Consider the following 24,652-nt stretch of genomic DNA (forward strand, 5'->3'; position numbering starts at 1 on the left):
GAGCATGGCCGATGGCGCGAACGCCATCCTCGTACGACGGCGAAGACGCGAGCAGACGCCCGGGCCGCGGATCAGCCGCTGGACGCGCGGCAATCGGCCGATCGCCGCCCTGTCCGCCGTCTTCACCCTCGCGCAGCTCGCCCTGGTCCGGCCCGTCCTGGGCCTCGGCTGGGACGAGATCGTGTACGTCAGCCAGGTCACCTCGCACCACCCCGCGGCGTTCTTCAGCGCCCCCCGCTCCCGCGGTGTCTCGCTGCTGGTCGCGCCCGTGGCGTCCTGGTCGTCGTCCGTCCCCCTGCTGCGCGTCTACCTCGCCCTGCTGTCCGGACTCGCCCTTTACCTGGCCCTGCGCACCTGGCGCGGCCTGTTCCCGACCCGTGTCCTGGTCACCGGCGGGGCCCTCTTCGCCTCCCTGTGGATGACCCTCTTCTACGGTCCGCAGGCCATGCCCAACTACTGGGTCGCGATCGGCGCCCTGATCAGCGTCGGTTGCTTCCTGCGGGCCCGGGCGGAACGTTCCTCCACCAGGACCTTGTGGGGTCTCGCGGCGGGCGGCGCGCTCATGGCGTGGATGCGTCCCACCGACGCGGTCTACGTGGCCGTGCCGCTGCTCGTCCTCGCTCTGGTGCGCCGCCACCGGCGCCTGCTGCTCGTGTTCGCGGCAGGCCTCGCGGCCGGCGCCGTGCCCTGGGTGATCGAGGCGTACCTGAGCCACGGCGGCCTGGGGGCGCGGCTGGCGGAGGCCTCCCGGATCCAGGGCGGACTGGGCTGGCAGATCGCCGTCGACGACCAGCTGCGCAGCCTGGGCGGACGGGCCCTGTGCCGGCCCTGCACCGGTTCGATGCCCACCCCCCTGGTCACCTTCTGGTGGTTCACCCTGCCCGTCCTGGCCGCCCTCGGGCTGGTCGTCGCGGCGCGGGCCCGGCGCCTGGAACGGACCCTGGTCCCGCTGGCCTGTGCCACCACGGCCGCGCTGCCTTACCTCTTCATGATCGGCTACGCGGCCCCGCGCTTCCTCCAGCCGGTTTACGCGCTGCTCGCGATCCCGGTGGCCGACGCCCTGTGGCACCTGGTGAGAGGCCCGGGCGGATCATGGCGCCCGGTGGCCGCCCCCCTGGTCGCGCTCGTCCTGGCCGGGCATCTCGCGGCGCAGCTCGCCGTTCTGGACGGCGCCGTGGCCCGCAACACCGAGAGCCGCCGCGACTGGGGCCGCACCGCCGACGCCCTGCACCGGCTCGGCGTGCGCCCGCCCTGCCTGCTCACCGGCCTTGAGGCCATCCCGATCGGCTACTACACCGGCTGCTCCTCGGGGGCGACATCGGGGAACAACGAGAACACCACCGCGGCGGACATCCTGCGCACCGCGGAGCATCGCCCGGTCGCCCACCTGGCACCTGCCGGCGGCACGCCACCCCGCTATGCGCGGTCCTGGCCCGCCCACCGGATCTCGGACCTCGACGTCCGCGTGGCACCGCGCCGCTGACCCCCGATCGCGTTTCCCGCCCGACCGGATCAGGTAGGAGTCGAGTGGACGGTCATGACCGAGGAACCGTCTGCTGGGCCGTGTCATGAAGTCGGTGTCCAGGCCCTGGCACATGTACCCGCTGGGTTTGCTGTTCGGCCTGGGCTTCGACACCGCCACCGAGATCGCCCTGCTGGTCCTGGCCGGCTCCGGCGCCGCCTCCGGACTGCCCCGGTACGCGATCCTGTGCCTGCCCGTCCTGTTCGCCGCGGGCATGTGCCTTTTGGACACCGTCGACGGCTCGTTCATGAACTTCGCCTACGGCTGGGCCTTCTCCAAGCCCGTCCGCAAGGTCTACTACGACCTCACCATCACCGGCCTGTCCGTCGCCGCGGCCCTGCTCATCGGCACGGCCGAACTCCTGGGCCTCCTCGCCGAACGGCTCGGCCCGCACGGCCCGTTCTGCTGGATCTCCGGTCTGGACCTCAATCTCCTCGGCTACGCCGACGTCGCCCTGTTCTTCGCCACCTGGGTGGTGGCGCTGGTGGTGTGGCGGGCCGGGCGCATCGAGGAGAAGTGGTCGGGGGCCCTGGCCGGGCCGGAGCGCGGCGTCGTTCCATGACGTCCGTGGTGGAGCCGGGAGCCGGGATCGTCGCAAGGGCTGCGGCGCTCAGGCCCCCGGCCGCAGCTCCTTGTGCCACTTGGTGATCTGCTTCTCCGCATCGCCCGTGTACGACCACGGCGTGCGGGTCGCGCGGGAACCCAGCATGCCCAGCAGGATGCCCGCGATGTCCCGGGCACCCGCCGTGCAGGCCGCGTGGGCCAGGTAGTTGAAGTCGCGGAGTTCGGCGGGCGCGATCCCGGTCTCCGTCCGGCCCATGACCCAGCGCTGCCAGGTCCGCCGCAGGTCATTCGCCGCACCGTCGTGGTTCCAGTGCTGCGAGAGGCCCACGGCGGAGTGCCTGCCCTGAGCCGCGTCCAGGGCGAAGCGGTACTCCTCGACGCGGGCGTACTGCACCAGCACCGGCAGCGGACAGCCGGGCGGGGCCACCCCGGCGGCGTCCCGGGCGAAGTCGTACATCAGGCCGTGCGTGCCGTGCCAGCGAGCCGAGTAGTAGTGCAGCACCTGGAGGTGCCCCTCGATGCTGTACGGGTCGCGCCCGTGCAACTCGTCCCACCAGCGCCCCAGTTCCTGCCGGCGGACCCCCGACGGGTACAGACGCGCCACCGAGATCAGCGACACCCACGGCGTCGGATCCTCCGGGTACGCCTCCGCCGCCGTCAGGCAGGCCAGCACCGCGGAGTCCACGCGGTGCTGGTCGATGGGCACGCCCCGCCCCGCGGCGATGGCCACGTTGAACGTGCGGGCCGTCTCCGTCGCCGCCCGCAGCACCAGCGCGTCGGCGCTGTGGACGTCCGCGGAGAGCCAGGACTCCACGGTCGAACTGCCCGCGCACACCTGCGCGAGCTGCCGTACGCGGTGTCCTCGGGCCGCCCAGTCGCGGCCGGTGGTGCCCAGCAGGTCCCGCAGCCCCTGCCAGCGGCCGATCACGACGTCCTGGCGGGCGGAGGTGAGGTCGAGGTCCCCGCAGTCGGGGTCGAAGTCGGGAGTGAAACCACGTCTGAGACTGCCTCGCGCCATCGGGTCCTCCTCAGAAGTCGGTGGAGAGACCCTCGTGGACGCGGGCCTGCCCGTCCTGTTCGCCGGGCACGTAGTCCGTCTCGACCGCGCGCGAGGCGTCCAGCTTCGCGGGCCGGTAGTAGTCGCTGCCCTGCCTCCAGTACCAGAGCATCGGGATCAGCCCGACCGCCAGCCCGCCGATGCCGATCGAGATCGCGGCGTTGCTCAGCTCGCCCAGCGACTCAACGAACACCCAGAACATGAACAGGGCGCCGCACAGCGGCCACAGGCCGCCGAAGAGGAAGTTGGCCGGGGACGTCAGCAGCGTCTTCCGGTACGCGACGACCACCGCGAGCCCCGCGAGCCCGTAGTAGACCGCGATCTGCAGGCCGATCGCCGAGATGGCGTCGGAGAGGATCTCGCCCACCGAACCCAGGGCGTTGGAGGCGATGAGCATCACCAGTGCCACCGACCCGACCACCACGATCGCCACCCAGGGCGTGTTCCACCGGCGGTGCACCCGGCCCAGCGCCGACGGCATCGTACGGTCCCGGCCCATCGCGAACAGTGAGCGCGTGACCTGGATCAGCGTCGTCTCCAGCGTGGCGATGGTGGACAGCATCACGGCCACGATCAGCAGCTTGCCGCCCCAGCCCGGCCAGACCTCCTCGCCGAGCACCGCCAGCACGTTCGCGTCGTTCTCCTCGATCTGCTTCGCGGACAGGATCACGTTCACCGCGATGGTGAACACCTCGAACAGCAGGAAGACGATGCCCACGCCGATCAGGCCCGCGAGTCCCGTCGTACGGCGGCTGTTGCGGGTCTCCTCGCTGAGGTTGCTGGTGACGTCCCAGCCCCAGTAGTAGAACGCGGCGATGAGCGCGCCCGAGGCGAAGCCGGCCATGCCGTCGAAGTGGGAGAAGCCGAGCCACGACCAGTCGAAGGCACGGGCGTTGTCCGTGTGGAAGAAGGCGAGCACCGCGAACAGCGCCAGGATGACCAGCTCGACGCCGGACATGATCAGCTGGGCCCGCACCGTGAGCCGGGCGCCGCCCAGCACCACGCACAGCATGATGACGAACCAGGCCGCGCCGACCACCGTGGACAACGCGGTGTTGTCCGCGAGGGTGTCGTCGAACAGCGCGAGCGTCATCGAACCGGCGGGCAGCGAACCGGCCACCATGAAGATCGTCGCCGAGATCACCAGCGCCCAGCCGCTGATGAAGCCCAGGAACGGGTGGAGCGTGCGGCCCACCCACGAGTAGCTGGCACCCGCGTTGACGTCGATCCGGCCGAGGTAGCTGAACGCCAGCGCGATGCCCAGCATGGGTATCGCGCAGTACAGCAGGGCGGCCGGACTGGCCAGTCCCACCGCGCCCACCAGGACGGCGGTGGTCGCGGCCAGCGAGTACGCCGGTGCGCTGCCGGCGACCGCCATCACCACGGTGTCGAACGTGCTGAGGACGTTGGCCTGCAGACCTCTGCCCCTGCTGTAGCTCATGGATGCGCCGCTTTCACTTGTGTACGACCGGGGGCGGGCAGGCCGTCCCGGGGGCGTTGGGGGGTGGGGGTGGAGCTCGCCGCCGGACGGAGGAGGGTGGTCTCGGGGCCGGTGACGATGAGAAGGGAATGGTGGATACCGTGCTGCCGCCGCGTCGGCAGCCGGTCACACCGTGTGTGCGAGTGATGATAGTCCCACTCCTTGATCTTTCAAGATTGACCGGTGGGTAACGTGCGGCCCGGCCGAGGGTTTTAACTCCCGTTGGCCCGCGAGACGTTCGGTGCGCCGACCCGGCCGGGGATCATCCGCCGAGGTTAGAGACCGCGTAACGGGAAACGCGGAACGGACAGCACGAACGAACGAGTCGACGCAGCGCGACAGGGAGGCAGGAGTGATGGGCACGGAACCGATGCGCCCCGAACCGATGGCGGACGACGCGTACCAGCCCACCGGCACCAACGAGGAGCAGGCGGACGCCGCGCCGCTGGACCTGCAGGACGCCGTCGACGAGCGGACGTACGACGACACCCTCGACGAGGGCTACTCCCCGCCGGAGAAGCCCCTCGGCGTCACCAAGCGCGGCACCACCGCCGCGGAGCAGCACGAGGGCGAGACCCTCGACGAACGGCTGGCCCAGGAGGTCCCCGACGTGTCCGCGGAGCCGGGCGGGGACGGCGTGGGGGACACCCCGGACAGCGACGGCGAACCGGTGGACCCCGAGGCGGGCACCGCCCGCGCCGGCCGCCTGGTCGCCCCGGACGAGGGCGCGCACGCGGACACCACGAAGGAGACCGTCGCGTCCGACGTCGGCATCGACGGCGGAGCGGCCGGCGCGGAGGAGGCCGCCGTGCACGTGGTGGAGGACGAGACCGCCCTGCCCGAGGACGACGGCGGGGTGTGACCCGCCCGCCGGGCGTACCGAAGGCCACCGGCCCGGACGCGAGGGCGCCGGGCCGGTGGCCTTCGGTGTGCCGAGGGGGTTCGGCTAGGGCAGCAGCTTCTCCAGGGCGCTGGGCCCCTCCGCCGCCAGCTTGCGCTTGGCCCACTCGAGGTTGTGCGGGGTGAGGTCCTTGCCCGAGGCGAGGACGAGGTCCTCCGGTGACACATCGGTGCCGGTGCGGGCGTGGAGCAGGCGGTCCGGGGTGGTGCGGTCCTCGGGCGGCCGGGATGCGGCGGGCTCTGACGTCGACATGTTCTCTGCTCCTAGGGTCCGGATCGCTGGTGCGGCCCCGGTGCTGAAAAACGGGTCCGATATCACCATTCCCCGCGGAAGCGCGGCGTGCATCCGGAGAGCGCGACGGCGGCCCCGCCGGACCGCCCGCACCCCGTTCGGACGCTCACCGATGTCGCGTCGGCTCACTCCGGGTGACGGTGAAGACACGTGTCCCTGCGACTGACAGGAGCTTTACCCATGCGCACACGTGTGACTGCCGCGGCCGGACTGGCCTGTGCCGCCCTGCTGGCCTTCGCCGGTACGGCGAGCGCGAACGACGGCCCCGTCGGTGTCGCCACCGACAGCCCCGGCTTCCTCTCCGGCAACGTCATCCAGATCCCGATCGACATCAACGCCAACGTCTGCGGCAACTCGATCAACGTGATCGGGCTGCTCAACCCGGCGTTCGGCAACGAGTGCGAGATCAAGGACTGACGTACCGGTCGCACGACCCCCGCCGGCGGCGGCCCGCGCACATCGCGGGCCGCCGCCGGCCACTGTTGTCAGGGCTCGTCCTGCGGACGCGGCGCCAGCACCAGCATCGTGACGTCGTCCTGCACGTCCGGGCAGTGCCGGACGAGGTCGCTCCAGACCCGCTCGGCCAGTGCGACAGGATCCTCGGCGGTGAGGCCCGGCAGCCGATCGGCCAGCGGGTAGAAGACCCCGCCCGCGTCCCTGGCCTCGGTCACCCCGTCGGAGGCGAGGAAGAGCCGGTCACCCGCCCTCAGCGGCACCGAGACGACCCGGGGCGGGGCGGCCCCGGCGAGGCCGAGACCGAGCGGCGTGCACGGCTCGACGTCCAGCTCGACGGCCTTCCCGTCACGCAGCAGCAGCGGTCCGGCCTGCCCGCACGCCACGATCCGCACGACCCGGGCGTCGGCGGAGAAGTCGAGCAGCACCGCCGTCGCGAACAGCTCGGCGTGCGGGTCGCCCGCCGAGTCCACCGCCAGCCTCCGGTCGAGCCGGGCGGCCACCGCCTCCGGGTCAGGCTGGTCCAGCACCGCCTCCCGGAACGCCCCCAGCAGTGACGCGACCGTGGCCACGGCCGACAGCCCGTGCCCCTGCACATCGCCCATCACCGCCCGCACGCCGTAGGGGCCCGCCCGTACGTCGAAGAAGTCGCCGCCGACCAGCGTCCCGCGCTGCGCGGCCCGGTACAGCCCCGCGCACCGCACGGGCCCGACCCGCTCCGGCAGCAGCGGTACGACGGCCCGCTGGGCGACCTCGGCGACGGTCCGCTCGGTGACCAGCTGCGCGTCCCGCCGGGAGCGGACGTACGACAGCAGCACGCTCAGCACCGAGACGAAGCACACGGTCAGCAGGTCGGTACTGCCCGGATCGTCGAGGTTGAAGACCGGGACGGTCAGCACGACCACCACCAGCGCACCGAGCACCGCCGTCACCATCGGGCCGTGTGCCAGCACGGCCAGCGGAGGGATCGCGCCCAGCAGAAAGCCGATGTCGAGCGGCTCCGGGCTGATCAGCTCCGCCAGGCAGACGCCCGCCAGCAGTGCCGAGGGCAGTACCCGGGCCCAGCCGGGCGGCGGTGCGCCGCGCAGCCAGCCGCGCCGGTACGGGTCCCGGCGCGCCGGCCGGCCGCGCAGACTGCTCACACCACCACGCTGCTACGCCTGACCGTGCGCCGCACGCCGGGACTCGACCGCCTCGCGAGGGACCGTGAGCCGTGCCCGAAAACCGATGGACGGCCCGTCGGGAGATCCCGTAGCGTGTGGCGCACCACGCCCCGAGACCAGCGGAAGGAGGGCAGAGCCGTGCCGTTCGCACCGATCCCGCGCTCCCTCCCCGTTGTCCCGGCGTGCCTCGACTGACCGACCGGGAGCGCTCCGAGCAGTTTGCGTCCCGGAGGACATCCCATGACCGATGTGGTCATCCGCGCGCTCGACCCGAGCGACGCCGGTCTCTTCGACACCCTGCACGACCCGCTGGGCGCCCGTGAGGGCCACCGGCTGACCCGGCACCGCCCCGACTGGAAGCGGGTGGCGCTGCGCGACGGCCGTGTCGTCGCCCGTGGCGCCTGGTGGGGCGGCCCCGACGACACCGAGCCCCTCAACATCAACTGGTTCGACGTGGCCGAGGGCGAGGAGGAAGCGGGCGCCGCACTTCTGCGCTCCGCGCCCTGGCAGGTCGAACTGGAGCTGAACCTGCCCGCTGGCTGGCGCGACGACCCGGCCCTGCGCGCCGCCGCCGAAACCCGCTTCACGGCCGCCCGGAAAGCGGGCTACGACCTCCTGGTCGAACGCCTCCTGTACCGCTGGACCCCCGCGCTCGGCCTGCCCGAGCGGCCCGGGCGCCTGGAGTTCCGCGCCGAACCCGACGACGCCGTGTTCTTCGACGCGCTGCGCCGCATCCACTCCGTCACGCTGGACGCCCACGCGCTCAAGGCCATCGAACAGGGCGGAACCGGCCGGGCGGCCCAGGAGGAACTCGACTTCTTCCACTGGTGCCCGTCGCCGCGCGAGTGGTGGCAGGTCGCGTACACCCCGCGGGGCGAGCTGGCGGGCATCCACATCCCGGCCCACAACCCCTCGGGCCCCTGCGTCGGCTTCATCGGCGTCCTGCCGGAGCACCGCGGGCACGGCTACGCCTACGACCTCCTGTCCGAGTGCACCCATTTCCTCGTCGGGCAGGGGGCGGAGTTCGTCACCGCCGCCACGGACCAGGGCAACGTCCCCATGGCGGCGAACTTCGCCAAGGCCGGTTACCCGGTGGTGAAGGAGCGGCTCAACTTCGACCCGGCGTCCGCGTAGGAACCGCGCCGTCCGCGAACTCGCCCCGGCCCGGCGGGACTACGCGGGCCGGGGCTCTCGCGTCGTGCTCAGTCGTTCAGCAGTTCCTGGGCCGCCGTGAGGATCTCCGTCACCCGCAGGCCGAACGCCGCGTCGCAGGCGTGCGGGCGGCCGGTGCGGGCGGCGGCGAGCAGCGCGTCCGCCGCCCGCTTCAGCGCGGGCACCGCTCCGTCGGAGCTGTCCGGCAGCGCCGCGACCCCGGCCTCTCCCCGCAGTTCCACGGCGGCCCCGGCCGCGGCGGGCGGTGCCGTCAGGCTCAGGGTGAGGGTGCTCGACGCACCACCGGTGTGGTCGAGGACGACATGCGCCGTGTCGCCGGGTCCGTACGCCGCCGCCGTCACGCGCCGGACGTCGCCGAGGACCGGCAGCAGCACGGACAGGGCGTGCGGGCCGACGTCCCACAGGGCGCCCTTCTCCCGCCGCCACGGCGTCGCGAAGGGGCTCTCGCTGGTGAACACCGCCCCGAGCCATTCGGCCCGACCCGTGAACCAGCCCGGCACCGCCGCCTGTTCGGCGATCCACGCCGCCGGTTCGGGCTGGAAGCGGGTCGTGAAGAACACGACCGAGGCGACCCCGGCCTGCGCGGCGGCCTCGACCACGGCCCGCCCCTGTGCCGGCGTCGGCGCGAGCGGCTTGTCGAGCAGCAGATGACACCCGGCCCGCGCCGCCCGGGCGGCGAGTGAGGCCTGCACCTCGGGCGGCAACGCCATCGCGACGGCGTCCACGTCGGCGAAGAGCTCGTCGGCGTCGTCGTAGGCACGGACGCCGTGCCGCTCCGCCAGTTCCTTGGCCGCCTCGGGGCGACGGCCCCACACTCCCGCGAAGTCCAGCTCCTCATGCCCGCTCAACGCGGGTGCGTGGGCCAGCTGCGCCCAAGGTCCGGTGCCGAGCAGTCCTATGCGCATGCCGCCGCCTCTCCACGCTGTCGGGACGACGAGCCTGCCACACGCGGACGGCGGGCCGGCAACAAGGGGCGGGCAACAGAAAAGGCAAGGAGTGTTCTCCTCGCCTGTCTCAAGTTATAGCCCACGGGGGGCCTTGCGGCAAGGCCCCCCGGCTCCCGCAGAATGTCCGGCCTAGGCCCAGGACCTGCGGAAACGGGAGCATGACGTGACCCCTGCGACCACGAGCGCGTTCGATCTTCCCGACCGCCTCGCGCACAAGGCCGCCCCGGCGTCGATCGCCGCGGACGAACGGCACTTCGCCGCCGTCGCCGACTGCCTGGAGCAGTCGATCGCCGAACTGTCCGACCGTCTGGAGGCCGAGCGCAGGGCACCCGGCGGCAAGGGCCGGCAGGCCATGGACCGGGACGCCGAGATCCACCGCCTGACCACCCGCCTGCGCGCGCTGCGCCGCTTCGGACTGGACCTGTGCCTCGGGCACATGGTCACCGCGGACGGATCCGAGCCCGTCTACGTGGGACGGCTCGGCCTCACGGACCGCGAGGGACGCCGGCTGCTGGTCGACTGGCGTTCCCCGGCCGCGGAGCCGTTCTTCGGAGCCACCCATGCCAACCCGATGGGCCTGGCGAGCAGGCGCAGGTACCGCTGGACCGGCGGCCGGATCGGCGATTACTGGGACGAGGTGTTCACTGCCGGCGGGTTCGACGGGCACGCCGCGCTCGACGATCAGTCCGCCTTCATCGCCAGCCTCGGCACCAACCGCTCGCCCCGCATGAGGGACGTGCTCGGCACCGTCCAGGCCGACCAGGACGCCATCATCCGCGCCGGGTCCCGCGGCGCCCTCGTCGTCGACGGCGGCCCGGGCACCGGCAAGACCGTCGTCGCCCTGCACCGCTCCGCCTACCTCCTCTACTCCGACCCGCGCCTCGGGCAGCACCGCCGGGGCGGCGTGCTCTTCGTCGGCCCGCACCGGCCGTACCTGTCCTACGTCTCCGACGTCCTGCCGAGCCTCGGCGAGGAGGGCGTGCAGACCTGCGTCCTGCGCGACCTGGTCGACGAGGGCGCCACCGCCGAGGCCGAGACCGACCCTGAAGTGGCCCGTCTGAAGTCGTCCGCGGACACGGTGCGGGCGATCGAGAAGGCCGTCCGGTTCTACGAGGAACCGCCCACCGAGGCGATGGCGGTCACGACCCACTGGTCCGACATCCGCCTCGGCGCCCGCGACTGGGCCGCGGCGTTCCAGGCGGCGGAACCGGGCACCCCGCACAACGAGGCACGCGACCAGGTCTGGGAGGAACTCCTGACGATCTGCGTCGACAAGCACGAGGGCGACGCCCCGGAGGACCTGCTGCGCAAGGCGCTGGCGCGCGACCGGGAGCTGCTCACGGTCTTCAACCGTGCCTGGCCGCTGCTCGAGGCGACCGACCTCGTCGGGGACCTCTGGTCCGTGCCCGCCTACCTGCGGATGTGCGCGCCCTGGCTCGACCGCGACGAGGTGCGCACCCTGCAACGCGCCCAGCCGCACGCCTGGACCGTCTCCGACCTGCCGCTGCTGGACGCGGCACGCCGGCGGCTCGGCGACCCGGAGGCCTCACGGCGCAAACGGCGGCAGGAGGCCGCCGTGGCCGCACAGCGGGACCGCATGGCCGACGTCATCGACGACCTGCTGGAGGCCCACACCTACGACGACGGCGAAGGCGTGCTGGTCATGCTGCACGGGCAGGACATGCGCAACTCCCTGGTCGACGAGAGCGCCCTGCCCACCGCCGACCCGGACCGGCTCGCCGGGCCGTTCGTGCACATCGTCGTGGACGAGGCGCAGGAACTGACCGACGCCGAATGGCAGATGCTGCTGCTGCGCTGCCCCTCGCGGAGCTTCACCATCGTCGGGGACCGCGCCCAGGCCCGGCACGGCTTCACGGAGTCGTGGCGGGAACGGCTGGAGCGGATCGGTCTGGACCGGGTCGAGATGGCCGCCCTGAGCATCAACTACCGGACCCCTGCCGAGATCATGGCCGAGGCCGAGCCGGTGATCCGGGCCGTGCTGCCGGACGCCAACGTGCCGACGTCGATCCGCAGCAGCGGCGTGCCCGTCCGCCACGGGTCCGCAGCCGAGCTGACGTCGGTCCTCGAGACCTGGCTGGCCGGACACTCCGAGGGGATCGCCTGTGTGATCGGCGATCCCGGGTTCCGCCCGGCCTCGCCCCGCGTCCGGTCGCTCACCCCGGAGCTGTCCAAGGGGCTGGAGTTCGACCTGGTGGTGCTCGTCGATCCGGAGAACTTCGGCGTGGGTGCCGACGGCGTCGAGGGTGCCGTCGACCACTACGTGGCGATGACCCGGGCCACGCAGGAGCTCGTGATCCTCACGAGCTCCTGACGCACCGGCCCGCCGGCGTTCCTAGGCGGCCAGCTCCTTGCGGATGCGGTCCAGCATGAACGCCGACGACTCCCGGGCCCGCTCCTCCCAGGCGAACACACAGGCCGTCGCGACCCCGTCGAAGCCCAGCTCGCGCAGGGTGCCGAAGAAGACGTCCCAGTCGACCTCGCCCTGGCCGATGTCCAGGTGCTGGTGGATCCGGGCCGGGGTGCCCGGCGGGTTGAGGATGTAGCGCAGGCCGCTGGACCCCTTGTGGTTGAAGGAGTCCGCGATGTGCACGTGCTGGAGCTTGTCACCGGCGTAGCGCATCATCCGCGCGATGTCCGCGCCGGCCTCCGAGGCGCCCGAGAGGTGGAAGGTGTGCGGCGCGCAGTACAGGTAGTTCACCCACGGCTTGTTGATCGCCCGCACGAGGTCGACGGCCGGGGTGTTCTCCTCGCAGAAGTCGTCCGGATGGGCCTCCAGGTTCAGGGCGATGCCTTCGCGCTCGAACACCGGCAGCAGCTCCTCCAGTGAGCGCCAGAAGGCCGCCTCGCTCTCGGCGGCGCGCTCGGGGCGCCCGTTGAACTCCGAGTTCATCAGGGGGCAACCGAGGTCGGCGGTGATCTCGATCATCCGCTTCCAGTTGCGGACGGCGGCCTGCCGCTCGGACTCGTCCGGGGAGGACCACTTGTACAGCGGCAGCACGGATGACAGCTGAACACCGTGCGTGCGCAGCGCGTTCTTCAGCTCCGCCACCCGCGCGTCGTCCGCCCGCGGGTGCAGGAAGAACGGCATGAAGTCCGCACGCGGCGACAACTCGATGTACTCGTAGCCGAGTTCGGCGACCGTGCGCACCATCTCGTCGATGGGCAGGGCGCGGAACATGTACGGGTCGAGGGCGATCTTCACGCGGTGCCTCCGTAGAACGCGGGCCGGGGCTTCATGTCGGTGGTGACGGTCTCGCCGCCGGCCTGAAGGGACCGGACGGCGGCGTCGGTGATGACGGTGGCGGCGTAACCGTCCCAGGAGGACGGGCCGGTGGGTTCCGTGCCGCTCGCGACGGAGGCGACCCACTCGCGGAACTCGGTGTCGAAGGCCTCCGCGAACCGGTCCTTCCAGTCCTGCAGCACGCCCGTGCCGTGCCGGGCCGCGGTGCGGACCCCGACGGCCGCCGGGTCGGGCAGCCGGACCAGGCCGTCCTCGCCGACGACCTCGCACTGGATGTCGTAGCCGTACTGGCAGTTGACGAAGACCTCCAGGTCGATCCGGACGCCCGAGGCAGTCTCGAAGATCATGATCTGGGGGTCCTTCAGATGCGGGAATCGCCGGCTCGTGGCGCGCGGGGTGACCACCTGGGCGGAGACGATCTCGTCGTCGAGCAGCCAGCGCAGCACGTCGATCTCGTGCACGGCCGTGTCCTGGGCGGCCATCGCGGAGTGGTACGACTCCGGCACGGTCGGGTTGCGGTGCGCGCAGTGCACGATCAGCGGAGCTCCGAGCGAACCGGTCGACAGGACCTCCTTCATCTGCCGGTAGCCGGCGTCGAAGCGGCGCATGAAGCCGACCTGGACCAGCCGACGGCCGTGCGCCCGCTCGGCCTCGACGATCCGCAGACAGTCCTCGGCGGTCGTGGCCAGCGGCTTCTCGCAGAACACCGGCTTGCCGGCGGCGATCGCGGCGAGGACGTGCTCGGCGTGGGCGGGCCCCCAGGAGGTGACGAGGACGGCGTCCACGTCGGGGGAGGTGACCAGGTCCGCGCCGGTGGGCAGCGTGGCGGCACCGACCCGGGCCGCCACCTCGGCGGCACGCTCGGCGTCCACGTCGGCCACGGCGGTGACAGCGGCACCGGTGACGACCTCGGTGAGCCGCCGGATGTGGTCCTGGCCGATCATTCCGGCGCCGATGACGCCTACTCGTACGGTCATGGTGTAACTCCTAGGAGGATGGTCAGGAGAAGCGCGCCCGCAGCTCGGACTCGAGGGTCTCGAGCGTGCGGCCCTTGGTCTCGGGGACGTACCGCTTCACGAAGGTGAGGGACAGCACGCCCGCCGCCACGAACAGGAAGAAGGTGTTGGAGATCCCGATCCCGGAGACCAGGGACGGGAAGACCAGCCCGATGACGAAGTTGGTCAGCCACAGCACCACGGCCGCCACCCCCATGCCGAAGCCGCGCATCCGCATCGGGAAGATCTCCGACAGCATCAGCCAGGTCACCGGAGAGATCGCGCCCTGCTGGAAGGCGAGGAAGGTGACCGTCATCGCGAGCACCGCGAACGCCCTCGGGTCGCCGGAGGGCAGGACCAACGAGAAGACGCCGATCAGCAACAGGGCGAGTGTGGTGCCGACCTGACCGGTCATCAGCATCGGGCGGCGCGGCACCCGGCCCAGCAGCCAGATGCCGACGAAGGTGGCCAGCACCGAGATCACGCCGTTGGCGATGTTCGCCGTGAGCGCGCTGTCGGCGGCGAAACCGGCGTCGGTGAGGATCTGCGTGCCGTAGTACATGATCGTGTTCACGCCGGTGATCTGCTGCACGACGGCGATGCCGAAGCCGACGAACATCAGCTTGCGCACCCACGGTGTGCTCTTGATGTCCTGCCAGCCGCCGAGCCTGGCCTGCTCGTCCTTCACGGCGAGCGCGGAGACCTCCTTCAGCTCGGCCTCGGCCCGGGGGCGCGAGCGCACCTGCTTGAGCACGTCGAGCGCCTCGCCGAAACGGCTCTGTGAGGCGAGCCAGCGCGGGCTCTCAGGCATCACCAGCATGCCGAACCACAGCACCACGGCCGGCAGGGTGGCGATGACCAGCATCCAGCGCCACACTCCGCCGGACTCGCCGCCGACCTGCGCGATGATCGCGTTGGAGGTGAAGGCCAGCAGCTGACCGCTGACGATCATCAGTTCGTTGCGGGTGACGAGGGCACCGCGCCGCTCGGCGGGTGACACCTCCGCGAGGTACACCGGCACGGTCACCGAGGCACCGCCGACCGCGAGACCGAGCACGAACCGCGCCACGATCATCACGGCGGTCGTCGGGGCGAGCGTGCAGCCCAGAGCGCCGATGAAGAACAGCACGGCCAGCAGCAGGATGGCGCGCCGCCTGCCGCGCGCGTCCGAGAGCCGGCCGCCGGTCACCGCGCCCAGCGCGGCACCCAGCAGCAGCGAGCTGGTGACCATGCCCTCGGTGACCGGGGTCAGGCCGAGGTCCTCGGTCATGTAGGGCAGCGCGCCGTTGATGACGCCCGTGTCGTAGCCGAAGAGCAGGCCCCCGAACGTGGCGATGACCGTGATGACCCGCAGCCGCCGGGAGACCGCCGTGGGGGCGTCGTCCTCCCCGACGGAGGCGGGGGTGGGGGCTGGTGTCGCGTCGTCCCTGACGTCCATGGCCGCTCCTTACCTGTCGATGTTCGGGCGCCGGGTACCCGACAGACCGCAGCCGGCCAGGTGCTCACGAGTGCCGATCGCGATGGGCAGCGGCACCTCGGGAGCGCAGGGGTACAGGTCCTGCTCGACGATCACGAACAACTCGGCGCCCAGCCGGGCCAGTTCGGCGACCACGTCGGCCGGGTTCGGCACCCCGGCAGGCGGCGAGACGCACACCCCGCGCCGCACGGCCTCACCGAACGACAGGCCCTCGGCGGCGACCTGGGCGAGGATCTCCGGGTCCATCTGCTTGATGTGGACGTAGCCGACCCGCTCGCCGAAGCGGCGGATCAGATCGAGGTTGTCGCCGCCGCCGTACGCCACATGCCCGGTGTCGAGGCACAGGTTGGTGTAGCGGCTGTCGGACTCGTTCAGCAGCCGCTCGATCTCGGCTTGCGTCTGGAGGTGGCTGTCGGCGTGCGGATGGATCACCAGCCGCACGTCGTACTCGTCCAGCAGCAGTCTGCCCAGACGGTCCGCGGCCCGTCCGAACCCGGCCCACTGCTCGGCGGTGAGTTCGGGCGACTCGGTGAACGCACCCGTCTTCTCGTCCCGGTACATCGGCGGGATGAAGACCAGGTGGTGCGCCCCCGCGGCAGCCGTCAACGCGGCGACCTGCCGGACATGGGCGAGCATCTCGTCCCACGCCTCGGGCCGGTGGAGTGCGCCGAAGGCGGTGCCGCCGGAGACCTTGAGCCCTCGTGCGTCCAGCTCGGCCTTCAGCCGCTGCGGGTCGGTGGGCAGGTAGCCGTACGGGCCGAGCTCCAGCCACGCGTAGCCGGCCCGGACCAGCTCGTCGAGAAAGCGGGTGTACGGCACCTGGTGCTCGTCCTCGGGGAACCAGACGCCCCAGGAGTCGGGGGCGGACCCGAGGCAGAGATTGCCGACTGTGGTACGGGGAGGGGGAGGCGCCGTTGCCATGGAGAGGTGTCCTTCGCGTGCGGTTTCCGCTGGCTGTCGCGCTCTACTAGCGCGCTCTAGTTCGAGTACGATGACCCCTGTCCAAATGTCATGTCAATAGCCGGTCGCCGGGAGATCGCAGGATCCTCGTGCGAGGCCGGGTTCGGGGCACCCCGTAAGGTGTGCGGCGTCGGAGGGTGGGTTCACAGGTGGATGCATCGGGCAGGCAGCGGCCCACGATGGCGGACGTCGCCGAGAAGGCGGGCGTCTCCCGCGCGCTCGTCTCGATCGTCTTCCGCAACCAGGCCGGAGCCGGCCGGGAGACCCGGGAACGGGTCCTGCGCGTGGCCGACGAGATCGGCTACCGCCCCGACAGCGCGGCCCGCCTGCTGGCCCGCGGCCGCAGCCGCACGCTCGGCGTCATGTTCACCGTGCAGCAGACCTTCCACACGGACCTCATCACCGGCATCTACCCCGAGGCCGAACGGCTCGGCTACGACGTGCTGCTCTCCGGGGCGACCCGGGGTCGCAGCGAGGCCAAGGCGGTCGAGGCGCTGCTCAGTCACCGCTGTGAGGCGGTCATCCTGCTCGGCCCGGACGCCGAGTCCGCCTACCTGGACGAACTCGGGCAGCGCACGGTCGCCGTGTCGGTCAGCCGCCGGGTGCCCCACGCCCGGGTCGACTTCGTGCACACGGCCGAGGGCAAGGGCGTCCGGCAGGCCATGGACCACCTGGTGGAGCTGGGGCACCGCCGGATCGTGCACATCGACGGCGGACGCGGCCCCGGCTCGGCGGAACGCCGGCGGGCCTACCGGGCCGCGATGCGCCGCCACGGGCTGGAGGCCGAGGCGCGGGTGATCCCCGGTCACCACACCGAGGACTCCGGCATCGAGACCGGCCGTCTGCTGCTGGCCGAACGGGACGGCGGGCAGCCGTTGCCGACGGCGGTCCTCGCCGGCAACGACCGGTGCGCGATGGGCCTGCTGATGGCCCTGACCCGGGCGGGCGTGGACGTCCCGCGCGACCTCTCCGTCGTCGGCTACGACGACAGCCACCTCTCCCACCTGATGCCGATCGGCCTGACCACCGTCCGCCAGGACGCCGTCCTGATGGCCGAGCACGCCGTCCGTTTCGCCGTCGAGCGGCTGGAGAAGGGGGAACTGGAGCCGCGGGAGGCGGTGCTGGACCCCAAGCTCGTGGTGCGGGGGACGAGCGGGCCGGTCCCGAAGGAGCCGGTGCCGGCCTGACTCGGGTGCCCCCGCCGCCCGGTTCCGTCAGCGCGTGCCCTTCTTCGCGAACTCGGCGACGCTGTCGACGTTGTCCTTCGTGACGAACGCCGGTCCGGTGAGCACGGGCGCGGTACCGCCGCCGCTCACGTTGCCGTTGGTCCTGTACAGCCACAGCGCGTCCACGGCCAGGTAGCCCTGGAGGTAGGGCTGCTGGTCGACGGCGAACTCGATGCTGCCGCCCTGGACGGCGCCGACGAGCTCCTTGTTGAGGTCGAACGTGGCGACCTTCGCCTTGCTGCCGGCGTCCTTCACCGACTGCACGGCGGTCAGGGCGATCGGGGCGCCGAGCGTGACCACCTGGTCGATGGAGGAGTCCTTCTGGAGCTTGGCGGTCAGTGTCGACTTCACCGAGGGCATGTCCGTGCCGTTGACGTACAGGTTCTCCGTCGTGCCCTCGAAGCCCTTCTTCAGCCCGGCGCAGCGGGCCTCCAGGGCGACCTGGCCCTGCTCCTGGATGACGCAGACGGCGTGCTTGGCCCCCAGCCGGTTGAGCCGCTCGCCGAACGCCTGCCCCGCGATGTTCTCGTCCTGGCCGAAGTACTCGAGCATGCCGAGCTCCTTCCAGTCGTCCAAGCCGGAGTTGAAGCCGACGACGGGGATGCCGGCCGCCTTGGCCTTCGCCACCACGCCCTTCATGGCGTCGGGCTTGGCGGCGGTGAGCGCGATGCCGTCGACCTTCTGGTCGATGGCGTTCTGCACGAGGTTGGCCTGGTTCCCGGCGACGGGGTCGCTGGAGTAGACGAGCTTGATGTTGTCCTTCGCCGCGGCGGCCTGGGCGCCCTTGCGGATCAGGTCCCAGAACGTGTCGCCCGGCGCCGCGTGGGTGACCAGGGCGACGGTCATCCGCGGGGTGGTGGCCTTGCCCGCGGCGGTGTCGGTGCCGCCGTCCTCGGACTTCTTCCCGCCGGAGCCGCTGGAGCAGCCCGCGGCGAGCAGGGCGCCGACGGCGACGGCGGTGGTCAGGGCGGCGGTTCTGCGGTGTCTGCGCATGTCGGGTGCACCTCACTGTGCTGGGACGAGGGGGCCGCGCCCGGTCCGGGAGGCGGGCGGTGGGTGGGCGCCCGGGGCGGCGGCGGTCATGGGTGGTGCGGCGGTCCTGGATGCGGACCCCGTGTACTCGGTGACTGGAGCGCGCCACTAGCGCGCTCTAGTGGCAGGTACTATGCGGCGGCCCCGGAGGGATGTCAACAGGTTTGTCAGGACGTACCAACAAAAGAGGACCGCCCGTACGCACCGGTGGTGACCGGTGCGTACGGGCGGCCTCGGGGCGGACGGTCGGGGACCGCCGGGCTCGGTCGTTCAGCTCTGTGCGCTGATGTTGACCATCCAGGGGACGCCGAAGCGGTCCGTGCACATGCCGAACACGTCGCCCCACATCTGCTTCTCCAGTGGCACCGACACCGAGCCGCCCTCGGACAGCTTCTCCCAGTAGCCGCGCAGCTCGGCGTCGTCGTCACCGCTCAGGCTCACGGAGTAGGAGCTGCCCCGCTCGGACTCCATGCCCGGCGGGTTGTCGGCACCCATCAGGGTGAAGCCGCCGGTGGTCTCCAGCATGCCGTGCATGATCTTGTCGGCGTTGGGGGCGTCCGCCTGCCCGAAGTCTCCGTAGCTGTTGAGGTCGAGCGTGCCGCCGAAGACCTCCTTGTAGAACTCCATCGCCTGCCGGGCGTCGCCGTTGAAGTTGAGGTATGGGTTGAGGCGCGCGGCCATGAGAACCTCCCAGAAGGGGGCAAAGGGTAGTTTCCGCGCAGCGTAGCGCCAGGCGCTGACAACGGCTCGTCGAGCGTGCCGGCGCCCGGGCGGGGCCAGGTGCCGCAGCGGCCGGTCCATCGTCAACCGCACTGCTAGCGTGGCCGCTTGAGCAGAGGGGGAGACGGCGGCTGATGGCATCGACGTTCCGCATCGGCGGGGACCTGGACGTACGGCGGCTCGGTTTCGGAGCCATGCATCTGCCCACCGGGCCCGGTCCCGGCCGGGAGAACGCCCTGGCGGTGGCCCGGCGGGCCGTGGAGCTGGGCGTCACGCTGATCGACACGGCGCACCTGTACGGCGGCGGAGCCAACGAGGAACTCCTCGCCGAGGCCCTGCACCCCTACCCGGAGGGCCTGCTGATCACCACCAAGGTGGGTGTCGCGCGCACCGGCCCCGGCGGCGAGTGGAAGCTCGACGGACGGCCGCAGATCCTGCGCGACCAGGTCCGGCAGGCCCTGCGACGGCTGCGGACCGAGCGGATCGAACTGCTCCAGCTGCACCGCATCGACCCCGACACGCCGCTCGCCGACCAGCTCGGCACGCTGCGCGAGCTCCAGACCGAGGGCCTGGTGGGCCGGATCGGGCTGTCGGAGGTCACCGTCGAAGAGCTGGAACGCGCCCGGGAGCTCGTCGACGTCGTGAGCGTGCAGAACCGCTACAACCTCCTCGACCGGGAGCACGAGGCGGTGCTGGACGCGTGCGCGGCCGCCGGGATCGCCTTCCTGCCGTGGCGGACGGTGGCCTGGGGGGACACGGGTTCCGAGGCCGGGATCGCCGCCGTCGCGGCCGAGCTCGGCGCCACGCCCACGCAGGTCGCGCTCGCCTGGCTCCTCGACCGCGCCCCGGTCGTCCTGCCCATCCCGGGCACGGCCCGGATCGAGCACCTGGAGGAGAACCTCGCGGCGGCCGACCTGAAGCTGACACCCGCCCAGCGCGCCCGCCTCGACGGGGCGGCCGAGGGAGTGCGGGCCGGATCGGGCTGAGGAGCCGCGAGGGCGATCTCCGCGCCTTGCACCGCACGCGCAGCCGATCGTCGGCCGGGACGAGCGGCGACCGGTCCCCTGCCCGGAGCGGAGGGGCTCCGGTCGAGCACCGGGCTTTTCGGCGCCGCAGCGCCGACGGGAGAGCGTGCGGGGGGACAGCGCGTCGGGCCCCCACGCCGCACGGCGTCCTCCGGCCGGCGCAAGCGGGCTCACGCCTCCTCGGGCGCTCCGCTGTTCCAGTCGTACGGGCCGCCGCCCTGCCACTCGATCAGCTCGGTGTCGTCGACGGCCGTGTCGGCCGTGGGCAGGCCCTCGCGGTGCAACAGGTCCAGTACGTCGAAGAGGCTGTAGGCGACGCCCATGCGCTCGCCGCGGATGGTCACCAGCCGTCCGCCGTCCGTCGCGGGCGGCTGCACGACCACAGGGGGTTGACCGTCCATAGCCCCACCATGCTCCCGAAACGGCCGGTCCGCAGCTCGGTGGCGTCCAGAAGCGGTACGGACCCCTGCTCAGGCCTGGGGCCGGGCGCGCTGTCCGCCGGTGACAAGCCGCCATCCGGAAGCTGAGTTCTCATCAGCACTCCCTGAGAGCGGTCGTGCCACCGCCCTAGCGTCCGTGGCATGGACATGAACCGTACGTACAGAGGGAAGTGGCGCGGTGCCGTGCTCGCGGTACTGCTGACCGCCGGGACACTCACGGCCGCCGCTCCGGGCGCAGGCGCCGAGGGCACGCGCACCGAGACGCCGGTGCGGTCGACGTCACCCGTGACGGGGGTGACGGAGTCGACGGTGCGGGTGAAGGCGCCGCTGCCGGAGTCGGCCGGGCCCCGCCCCGAGGCCTGCGACTGGCTGTCGTACCTGCGCTACCGCTCCGCCGACGGGCCGTCCGCGTCGGCCGACGCGGACCGGATCCTCATCGCCCAGCCCGGCATCCTGGAAGGCGCGGGGGCGTTCGACAGCGTCGCCCGCAATACGGTCACGCGGGCCGCCGTGCAGGGGCAGCACATCGAGTTCTGGGCGCTGGACCGGCGCTCCAACTGTCTGGAGGACCGCACCGGCATCGCCTCCGGCGACCAGCACACGGCCGTCGACTACTACTACCGCGGCAAGCAGGTCGGCGGCCGGACCTTCGGCGGCTACACCGGCAACGCCCAGCTGGGCTGGATGGCGAAGCTCGGCATCGAGCAGACCGTACGCGACCAGTACGACCTGCTCACCGCCGAGTTGCCCTCCCCGGCACTGCGCAAGCGGAAGGTGCTGTGCGGCGGGCACTCGCTGGGCGGTGTCATCACCGGGTACTTCGCCGCGGCCGACTTCGACGGCAACCGCGCCACCACGGCCGACGCCGGGTACAACCAGTGCGCCGGCTACTTCGCCCTCGACACGACCGTCTCCACCACGCTGGGCGACCTCAGCGGCAGCATCCCCGGCGACACCAACCTGCCCGACATCGGCCTCGGTTACGGCGTCGTGCAGGCCGGGCTGGACAGCGGGGTGCTGCCGCGCACCCTGTCCGCGCCGGTGCTGCTCAACCCCGAGACCATGACGCTGCTCGGCATCGCGGGCCTGGGCGCGCTGAAGGACCTCGACGGTGAGGCCGACCTGCTGGGCTATCTGCCCCGCAACCTCAACATCGAGGCCACCAACCGCTTCCTCTTCGCCAAGGACACCGCCGCCTTCCTCAGCGGCTCGCCGTCGGTGAGGGACTTCCGGCTCACCAACGGCGCGGTGCTCGGGGCGCTGCTGGACGACAACTCCGTCCCGCTGGCGTTCCTGCAGACCAGTGTCGGCTTCTTCGACGGCGGACCGATCGCCGACAAGAGCTTCCCCGCCGCCAACGGGGGCGACGCCCGACCGGGGCTGTACGGGACCGCGTACAAGGCCATCCCGGACCGGCCGCACGGTCCGCTCTACACCTGGCGCACCTACGACCGCGTCGGCGACGCGGACGACCCCGGCCACCGGTCGGCCGACGGCACCCCGTTCACCGGCGCCGGCGAAGAGGTCACCGACGTGCGGCAACTGGCCCGCAGCCTGGCCGAGCAGCCGCTGGACTTCACCGAGCAGTACTTCCCGACCAAGCTGGTCACGGACATCGAGCTGGCCACCTCACCGCAGGTGAAGAAGCTCGTCGTCCACCCCGAGGGGCTCAAGGCCAACCCGGTGCTCACCGTGCTCGCCGGTGAGGGCCTGCTGGCCGGGCGGGTCCCGGCCGACCTGCACCCGGTGGTCGCGGACGGCTACCAGCACCTCGACGTCCTGACCGCCGCGCCCGTGCAGAACAACGGCCGGCCGGAGCCCGTCTCCACCAGCCTCGCGGGCTTCGCACGGACACCACGCTAGCCCCGTCCGGTACGCACGCCCGGGGCCCGGGAGGTCATCCTCCCGGGCCCCTTCGTGCCGGACGGGCTCAGAGCCTGCCCGCGGCGAACGTGGCCGCCTCCTCGGCGTCGTCCCGGTAGCTCAGGTGCGCCCCGACGTCGCCCCCGCCGTTCTCGCAGACGGGGTCGCCCTTGGCGCAGAGGTCGAGGGTGCGGCTCTGGTAGGTGCCGGTGACGCTCTTGCCGAGGGCCCGGATCGGATTGCCGAACAGCAGCACCGCGGCCACCTTCGGCTCGACCGCGGCGGGCAGGGTGGCCACGATGGGGCTGCCGACCACCGCACCGGCGCTGCTGATGCCGATGGAGTTGTCGACGACGTTCGCGCCCTGCGAATAGCCGACGAGAACGAACTTCTGACTCGGGCAGGCGGCGGCCTGGCTCTTCACATGGTTCACCAGATCCAGATTGCCCTGTGCCGCGGACGTGGGGGAGAGGTCGGCGGGATAGTTCACCTTGTAGCTGGTCACGTTCTTGCCCGCCGCCTTCTTCTGCAGGGCGGAATACACCGGGTCGCCGACGATGAAGCCGAGCGTGCCCGGCTCGAAGGTGCCGCGGGCCGCGACGACCTCGACGTCCGAGCAGGCCGCGGCCATGGCCGGGGGAGCCGAGAGGGTGGCGAGCCCGGCCCCGCCGGCCAGGGACAGCGCCGCGAGACACATACGGATACGCATGGGGGATCCTCCGCGTGGAAAGGCGCGTGAAACGCCTTCGAAAAAGGACGCCCCGAACGTATGGGCTTTCTCTCGCATGCTGTTATGGACGGGATTATGGAAACCCCGCAGATTTTTATCGCCGATTGAGCAAGAGCCTGAATGCGGACGTCAGTCCTGCCGTGTGTGCAGCGATTCCGCGCGCAACGCGAGAATGAGGTCGAGGCGGGTCGCCGGGTCGTGCAGGGCGTCGCCGAAGAGCTTCTCCAGCTGGCGCAGGCGGTAGCGGACCGTCTGCGGGTGGATGTGCAGCCGCGCGGCGACGTCCGGCACGTTGCTGCCGCTGAGCAGCCAGGCCAGCAGTGTCTCGGCGAGCCGGTCGCGCTGCCCCGCCGAGACCGTGTCGAGGGGCGCCAGGACCCGCGCCTGGAGCCGCCCCAGCAGCGGCTCGTCGCCGTACAGCAGCAGCGTCGACAGATGCTCGTCGCAGCGCACCACGCCCTGGCGGGGCAGCACCCCACGGCCCATCAACCCGAGCGCCCGGGTGGCCAGGCGCAGCGACTGCGCGGCCTCGGTGACCGCCACCGTCGGGCCGATCGCGGCGGGCCGGCCGCGCAACGCGAGCGTGAACGCCCGGCCGCCGATGCCACCGGAGCCGTCCGGGTCGGGCACCAGCATGCGCGGCGGGCGGGACCCCATGTCCACCAGCGCCCCCGCCGCCGCCAGCGGCCGGTCCTCCTCCCGCCGGTCCGGCGCCGCCGCAAGCGCCACGACGGCGACCGTCCGCGGCACGGGCCAGCGCGCGCCGTGCGCCAGGTCCTGTACGGCCTCCAGCGCCACCGGCCCGTCCTCCAGGAGCAGGTCCAGCAGGCGCTTGCGGCGCCGCTCCAGCTCGTCGGAGCTGCGCAGCCGGGCCTCGGCGTACCCGGACGCGGCCGCCTGCGCGACCTCGTGCACGGTCCGGAACGCCAGCTCCCCCAGCCCGGCCACGACCGTGGAGTCCAGCCCGAGTTCCTCCGCCGTACGGCCCATCTGCCGCCAGGCACACATCCCGCCGACCCGCAGCGCGGACTGCAGCGCGTCCAGGCTGCGGCCCTCCAGGGCCTCGCCCCGCCCGAGTTCGTAGTACGTCGCCGCGATCGCGCCCCCGTCGTCGCGCGGGTCGGCGATGTGGTCGACGAACAGGGTCAGGGCCTGCACCACCCCGGACCGCAGGTTCTGGCGGTACGTGCCGTCGGCGGGCCGGGCGTACTCGGGGACCTGGCGGCGCACCTCCTCCTCCACCTCGTCGGCGACGGCCGCCAGATCGGCGCGCAGCACCTTCGCCAGCTCAGGGGGGAACTGCGGGGCAGCGGGGCGGTCCGGCACGCCGTGCGGGGCGGGCACAGCCATCACGGACACTCCTTTCGACCG

General features: G+C 72.1%; 22 protein-coding genes and 1 pseudogene. 9 read left to right on the forward strand and 14 right to left on the reverse strand.

Annotation, left to right across the window (positions count from 1 at the left end; translation table 11 throughout):
• The first annotated feature begins 4 nt into the window (after nucleotides 1-4).
• A complete protein-coding gene (locus BJ965_RS36705) occupies nucleotides 5-1,483 on the forward strand; it encodes a hypothetical protein (protein ID WP_184915696.1) in 1,479 nt (492 codons plus the stop codon).
• A gap of 64 nt (nucleotides 1,484-1,547) precedes the next feature.
• Nucleotides 1,548-2,084 (forward strand): annotated as a pseudogene (locus BJ965_RS36710) (HoxN/HupN/NixA family nickel/cobalt transporter); the annotation flags it as partial.
• A gap of 48 nt (nucleotides 2,085-2,132) precedes the next feature.
• On the opposite strand, the gene BJ965_RS36715 reads toward BJ965_RS36710, so the two are convergent.
• Both BJ965_RS36715 and BJ965_RS36720 read right to left on the reverse strand, forming a co-directional pair.
• On the reverse strand, nucleotides 2,133-3,104 hold the full coding sequence (locus tag BJ965_RS36715) for a hypothetical protein (protein WP_184915698.1): 972 nt from the start codon (nucleotides 3,102-3,104) through the stop codon (nucleotides 2,133-2,135).
• Nucleotides 3,105-3,114: 10 nt separating this feature from the next.
• On the reverse strand, nucleotides 3,115-4,584 hold the full coding sequence (locus tag BJ965_RS36720) for an APC family permease (RefSeq protein ID WP_184915700.1): 1,470 nt from the start codon (nucleotides 4,582-4,584) through the stop codon (nucleotides 3,115-3,117).
• Between the two features lie 409 nt (nucleotides 4,585-4,993).
• On the opposite strand from BJ965_RS36720, the gene BJ965_RS36725 reads away from it, so the two are divergent.
• The gene (locus BJ965_RS36725) at nucleotides 4,994-5,485 is read left to right on the forward strand and encodes a DUF5709 domain-containing protein (protein ID WP_184917927.1); all 492 of its coding nucleotides are present in this window, start codon (nucleotides 4,994-4,996) and stop codon (nucleotides 5,483-5,485) included.
• Between the two features lie 84 nt (nucleotides 5,486-5,569).
• Here BJ965_RS36725 and BJ965_RS36730 read toward each other — a convergent pair whose 3' ends face one another.
• The gene (locus BJ965_RS36730; RefSeq protein ID WP_184915702.1) at nucleotides 5,570-5,776 is read right to left on the reverse strand and encodes a hypothetical protein; all 207 of its coding nucleotides are present in this window, start codon (nucleotides 5,774-5,776) and stop codon (nucleotides 5,570-5,572) included.
• Between the two features lie 219 nt (nucleotides 5,777-5,995).
• Between BJ965_RS36730 and BJ965_RS36735 the strand changes: the two genes are divergently transcribed.
• Nucleotides 5,996-6,232: a chaplin gene (locus tag BJ965_RS36735; RefSeq protein ID WP_078885345.1), complete on the forward strand. Its 237-nt coding sequence runs from the start codon at nucleotides 5,996-5,998 to the stop codon at nucleotides 6,230-6,232.
• A gap of 68 nt (nucleotides 6,233-6,300) precedes the next feature.
• On the opposite strand, the gene BJ965_RS36740 is transcribed toward BJ965_RS36735, so the two are convergent.
• On the reverse strand, nucleotides 6,301-7,410 hold the full coding sequence (locus BJ965_RS36740; protein WP_184915704.1) for a PP2C family protein-serine/threonine phosphatase: 1,110 nt from the start codon (nucleotides 7,408-7,410) through the stop codon (nucleotides 6,301-6,303).
• Between the two features lie 261 nt (nucleotides 7,411-7,671).
• On the opposite strand from BJ965_RS36740, the gene BJ965_RS36745 reads away from it, so the two are divergent.
• On the forward strand, nucleotides 7,672-8,565 hold the full coding sequence (locus tag BJ965_RS36745) for a GNAT family N-acetyltransferase (protein ID WP_184915708.1): 894 nt from the start codon (nucleotides 7,672-7,674) through the stop codon (nucleotides 8,563-8,565).
• 68 nt (nucleotides 8,566-8,633) lie between these two features.
• On the opposite strand, the gene BJ965_RS36750 is transcribed toward BJ965_RS36745, so the two are convergent.
• Nucleotides 8,634-9,509 (reverse strand): Gfo/Idh/MocA family protein, encoded by an 876-nt coding sequence (locus tag BJ965_RS36750; RefSeq protein ID WP_184915712.1) that lies wholly within the window; start codon nucleotides 9,507-9,509, stop codon nucleotides 8,634-8,636.
• 205 nt (nucleotides 9,510-9,714) lie between these two features.
• Between BJ965_RS36750 and helR the strand changes: the two genes are divergently transcribed.
• The gene (gene helR / locus BJ965_RS36755; protein ID WP_184915715.1) at nucleotides 9,715-11,883 is read left to right on the forward strand and encodes an RNA polymerase recycling motor ATPase HelR; all 2,169 of its coding nucleotides are present in this window, start codon (nucleotides 9,715-9,717) and stop codon (nucleotides 11,881-11,883) included.
• 21 nt (nucleotides 11,884-11,904) lie between these two features.
• Here the strand turns inward: helR and BJ965_RS36760 are convergent, their stop codons facing one another.
• The 4 genes from BJ965_RS36760 to BJ965_RS36775 are packed head-to-tail and all read right to left on the reverse strand — an operon-like array spanning nucleotide 11,905 to nucleotide 16,206.
• Nucleotides 11,905-12,774, reverse strand: a complete 870-nt coding sequence (locus BJ965_RS36760; protein ID WP_184915718.1) for a sugar phosphate isomerase/epimerase family protein — start codon at nucleotides 12,772-12,774, stop codon at nucleotides 11,905-11,907.
• Nucleotides 12,771-13,790, reverse strand: coding sequence for a Gfo/Idh/MocA family protein (locus BJ965_RS36765; RefSeq protein WP_184915721.1), 1,020 nt, complete (start codon nucleotides 13,788-13,790; stop codon nucleotides 12,771-12,773). Before BJ965_RS36765 ends, BJ965_RS36760 begins: the two co-directional genes overlap by 4 nt.
• Nucleotides 13,791-13,812: 22 nt before the next feature.
• Nucleotides 13,813-15,246: a sugar porter family MFS transporter gene (locus tag BJ965_RS36770; RefSeq protein WP_184915724.1), complete on the reverse strand. Its 1,434-nt coding sequence runs from the start codon at nucleotides 15,244-15,246 to the stop codon at nucleotides 13,813-13,815.
• A gap of 9 nt (nucleotides 15,247-15,255) precedes the next feature.
• On the reverse strand, nucleotides 15,256-16,206 hold the full coding sequence (locus BJ965_RS36775) for a TIM barrel protein (RefSeq protein WP_184915728.1): 951 nt from the start codon (nucleotides 16,204-16,206) through the stop codon (nucleotides 15,256-15,258).
• Nucleotides 16,207-16,424: 218 nt separating this feature from the next.
• Here BJ965_RS36775 and BJ965_RS36780 point away from each other — a divergent pair, with 218 nt between their 5' ends.
• Complete coding sequence (locus BJ965_RS36780) at nucleotides 16,425-17,432, forward strand: LacI family DNA-binding transcriptional regulator (protein ID WP_184915731.1); 1,008 nt, start codon at nucleotides 16,425-16,427, stop codon at nucleotides 17,430-17,432.
• 27 nt (nucleotides 17,433-17,459) lie between these two features.
• On the opposite strand, the gene BJ965_RS36785 is transcribed toward BJ965_RS36780, so the two are convergent.
• A complete protein-coding gene (locus BJ965_RS36785; protein WP_184915734.1) occupies nucleotides 17,460-18,464 on the reverse strand; it encodes a sugar ABC transporter substrate-binding protein in 1,005 nt (334 codons plus the stop codon).
• A 309-nt stretch (nucleotides 18,465-18,773) separates the two neighbouring features.
• A complete protein-coding gene (locus BJ965_RS36790) occupies nucleotides 18,774-19,184 on the reverse strand; it encodes a VOC family protein (protein ID WP_184915736.1) in 411 nt (136 codons plus the stop codon).
• A gap of 173 nt (nucleotides 19,185-19,357) precedes the next feature.
• Between BJ965_RS36790 and BJ965_RS36795 the strand changes: the two genes are divergently transcribed.
• Nucleotides 19,358-20,209, forward strand: a complete 852-nt coding sequence (locus BJ965_RS36795; RefSeq protein ID WP_184915740.1) for an aldo/keto reductase — start codon at nucleotides 19,358-19,360, stop codon at nucleotides 20,207-20,209.
• Nucleotides 20,210-20,418: 209 nt separating this feature from the next.
• Here BJ965_RS36795 and BJ965_RS36800 read toward each other — a convergent pair whose 3' ends face one another.
• Nucleotides 20,419-20,649: a hypothetical protein gene (locus BJ965_RS36800; protein ID WP_142156492.1), complete on the reverse strand. Its 231-nt coding sequence runs from the start codon at nucleotides 20,647-20,649 to the stop codon at nucleotides 20,419-20,421.
• 180 nt (nucleotides 20,650-20,829) lie between these two features.
• Between BJ965_RS36800 and BJ965_RS36805 the strand changes: the two genes are divergently transcribed.
• Nucleotides 20,830-22,551: a hypothetical protein gene (locus BJ965_RS36805; RefSeq protein WP_246546199.1), complete on the forward strand. Its 1,722-nt coding sequence runs from the start codon at nucleotides 20,830-20,832 to the stop codon at nucleotides 22,549-22,551.
• 67 nt (nucleotides 22,552-22,618) lie between these two features.
• Here the strand turns inward: BJ965_RS36805 and BJ965_RS36810 are convergent, their stop codons facing one another.
• Nucleotides 22,619-23,260: a cutinase family protein gene (locus BJ965_RS36810; RefSeq protein ID WP_184915743.1), complete on the reverse strand. Its 642-nt coding sequence runs from the start codon at nucleotides 23,258-23,260 to the stop codon at nucleotides 22,619-22,621.
• Between the two features lie 150 nt (nucleotides 23,261-23,410).
• Nucleotides 23,411-24,631: a PucR family transcriptional regulator gene (locus BJ965_RS36815; protein WP_184915746.1), complete on the reverse strand. Its 1,221-nt coding sequence runs from the start codon at nucleotides 24,629-24,631 to the stop codon at nucleotides 23,411-23,413.
• Nucleotides 24,632-24,652: the final 21 nt, after the last annotated feature.

This window comes from Streptomyces luteogriseus, from assembly GCF_014205055.1.
GTDB classification, from domain to species: Bacteria; Actinomycetota; Actinomycetes; order Streptomycetales; family Streptomycetaceae; genus Streptomyces; species Streptomyces luteogriseus.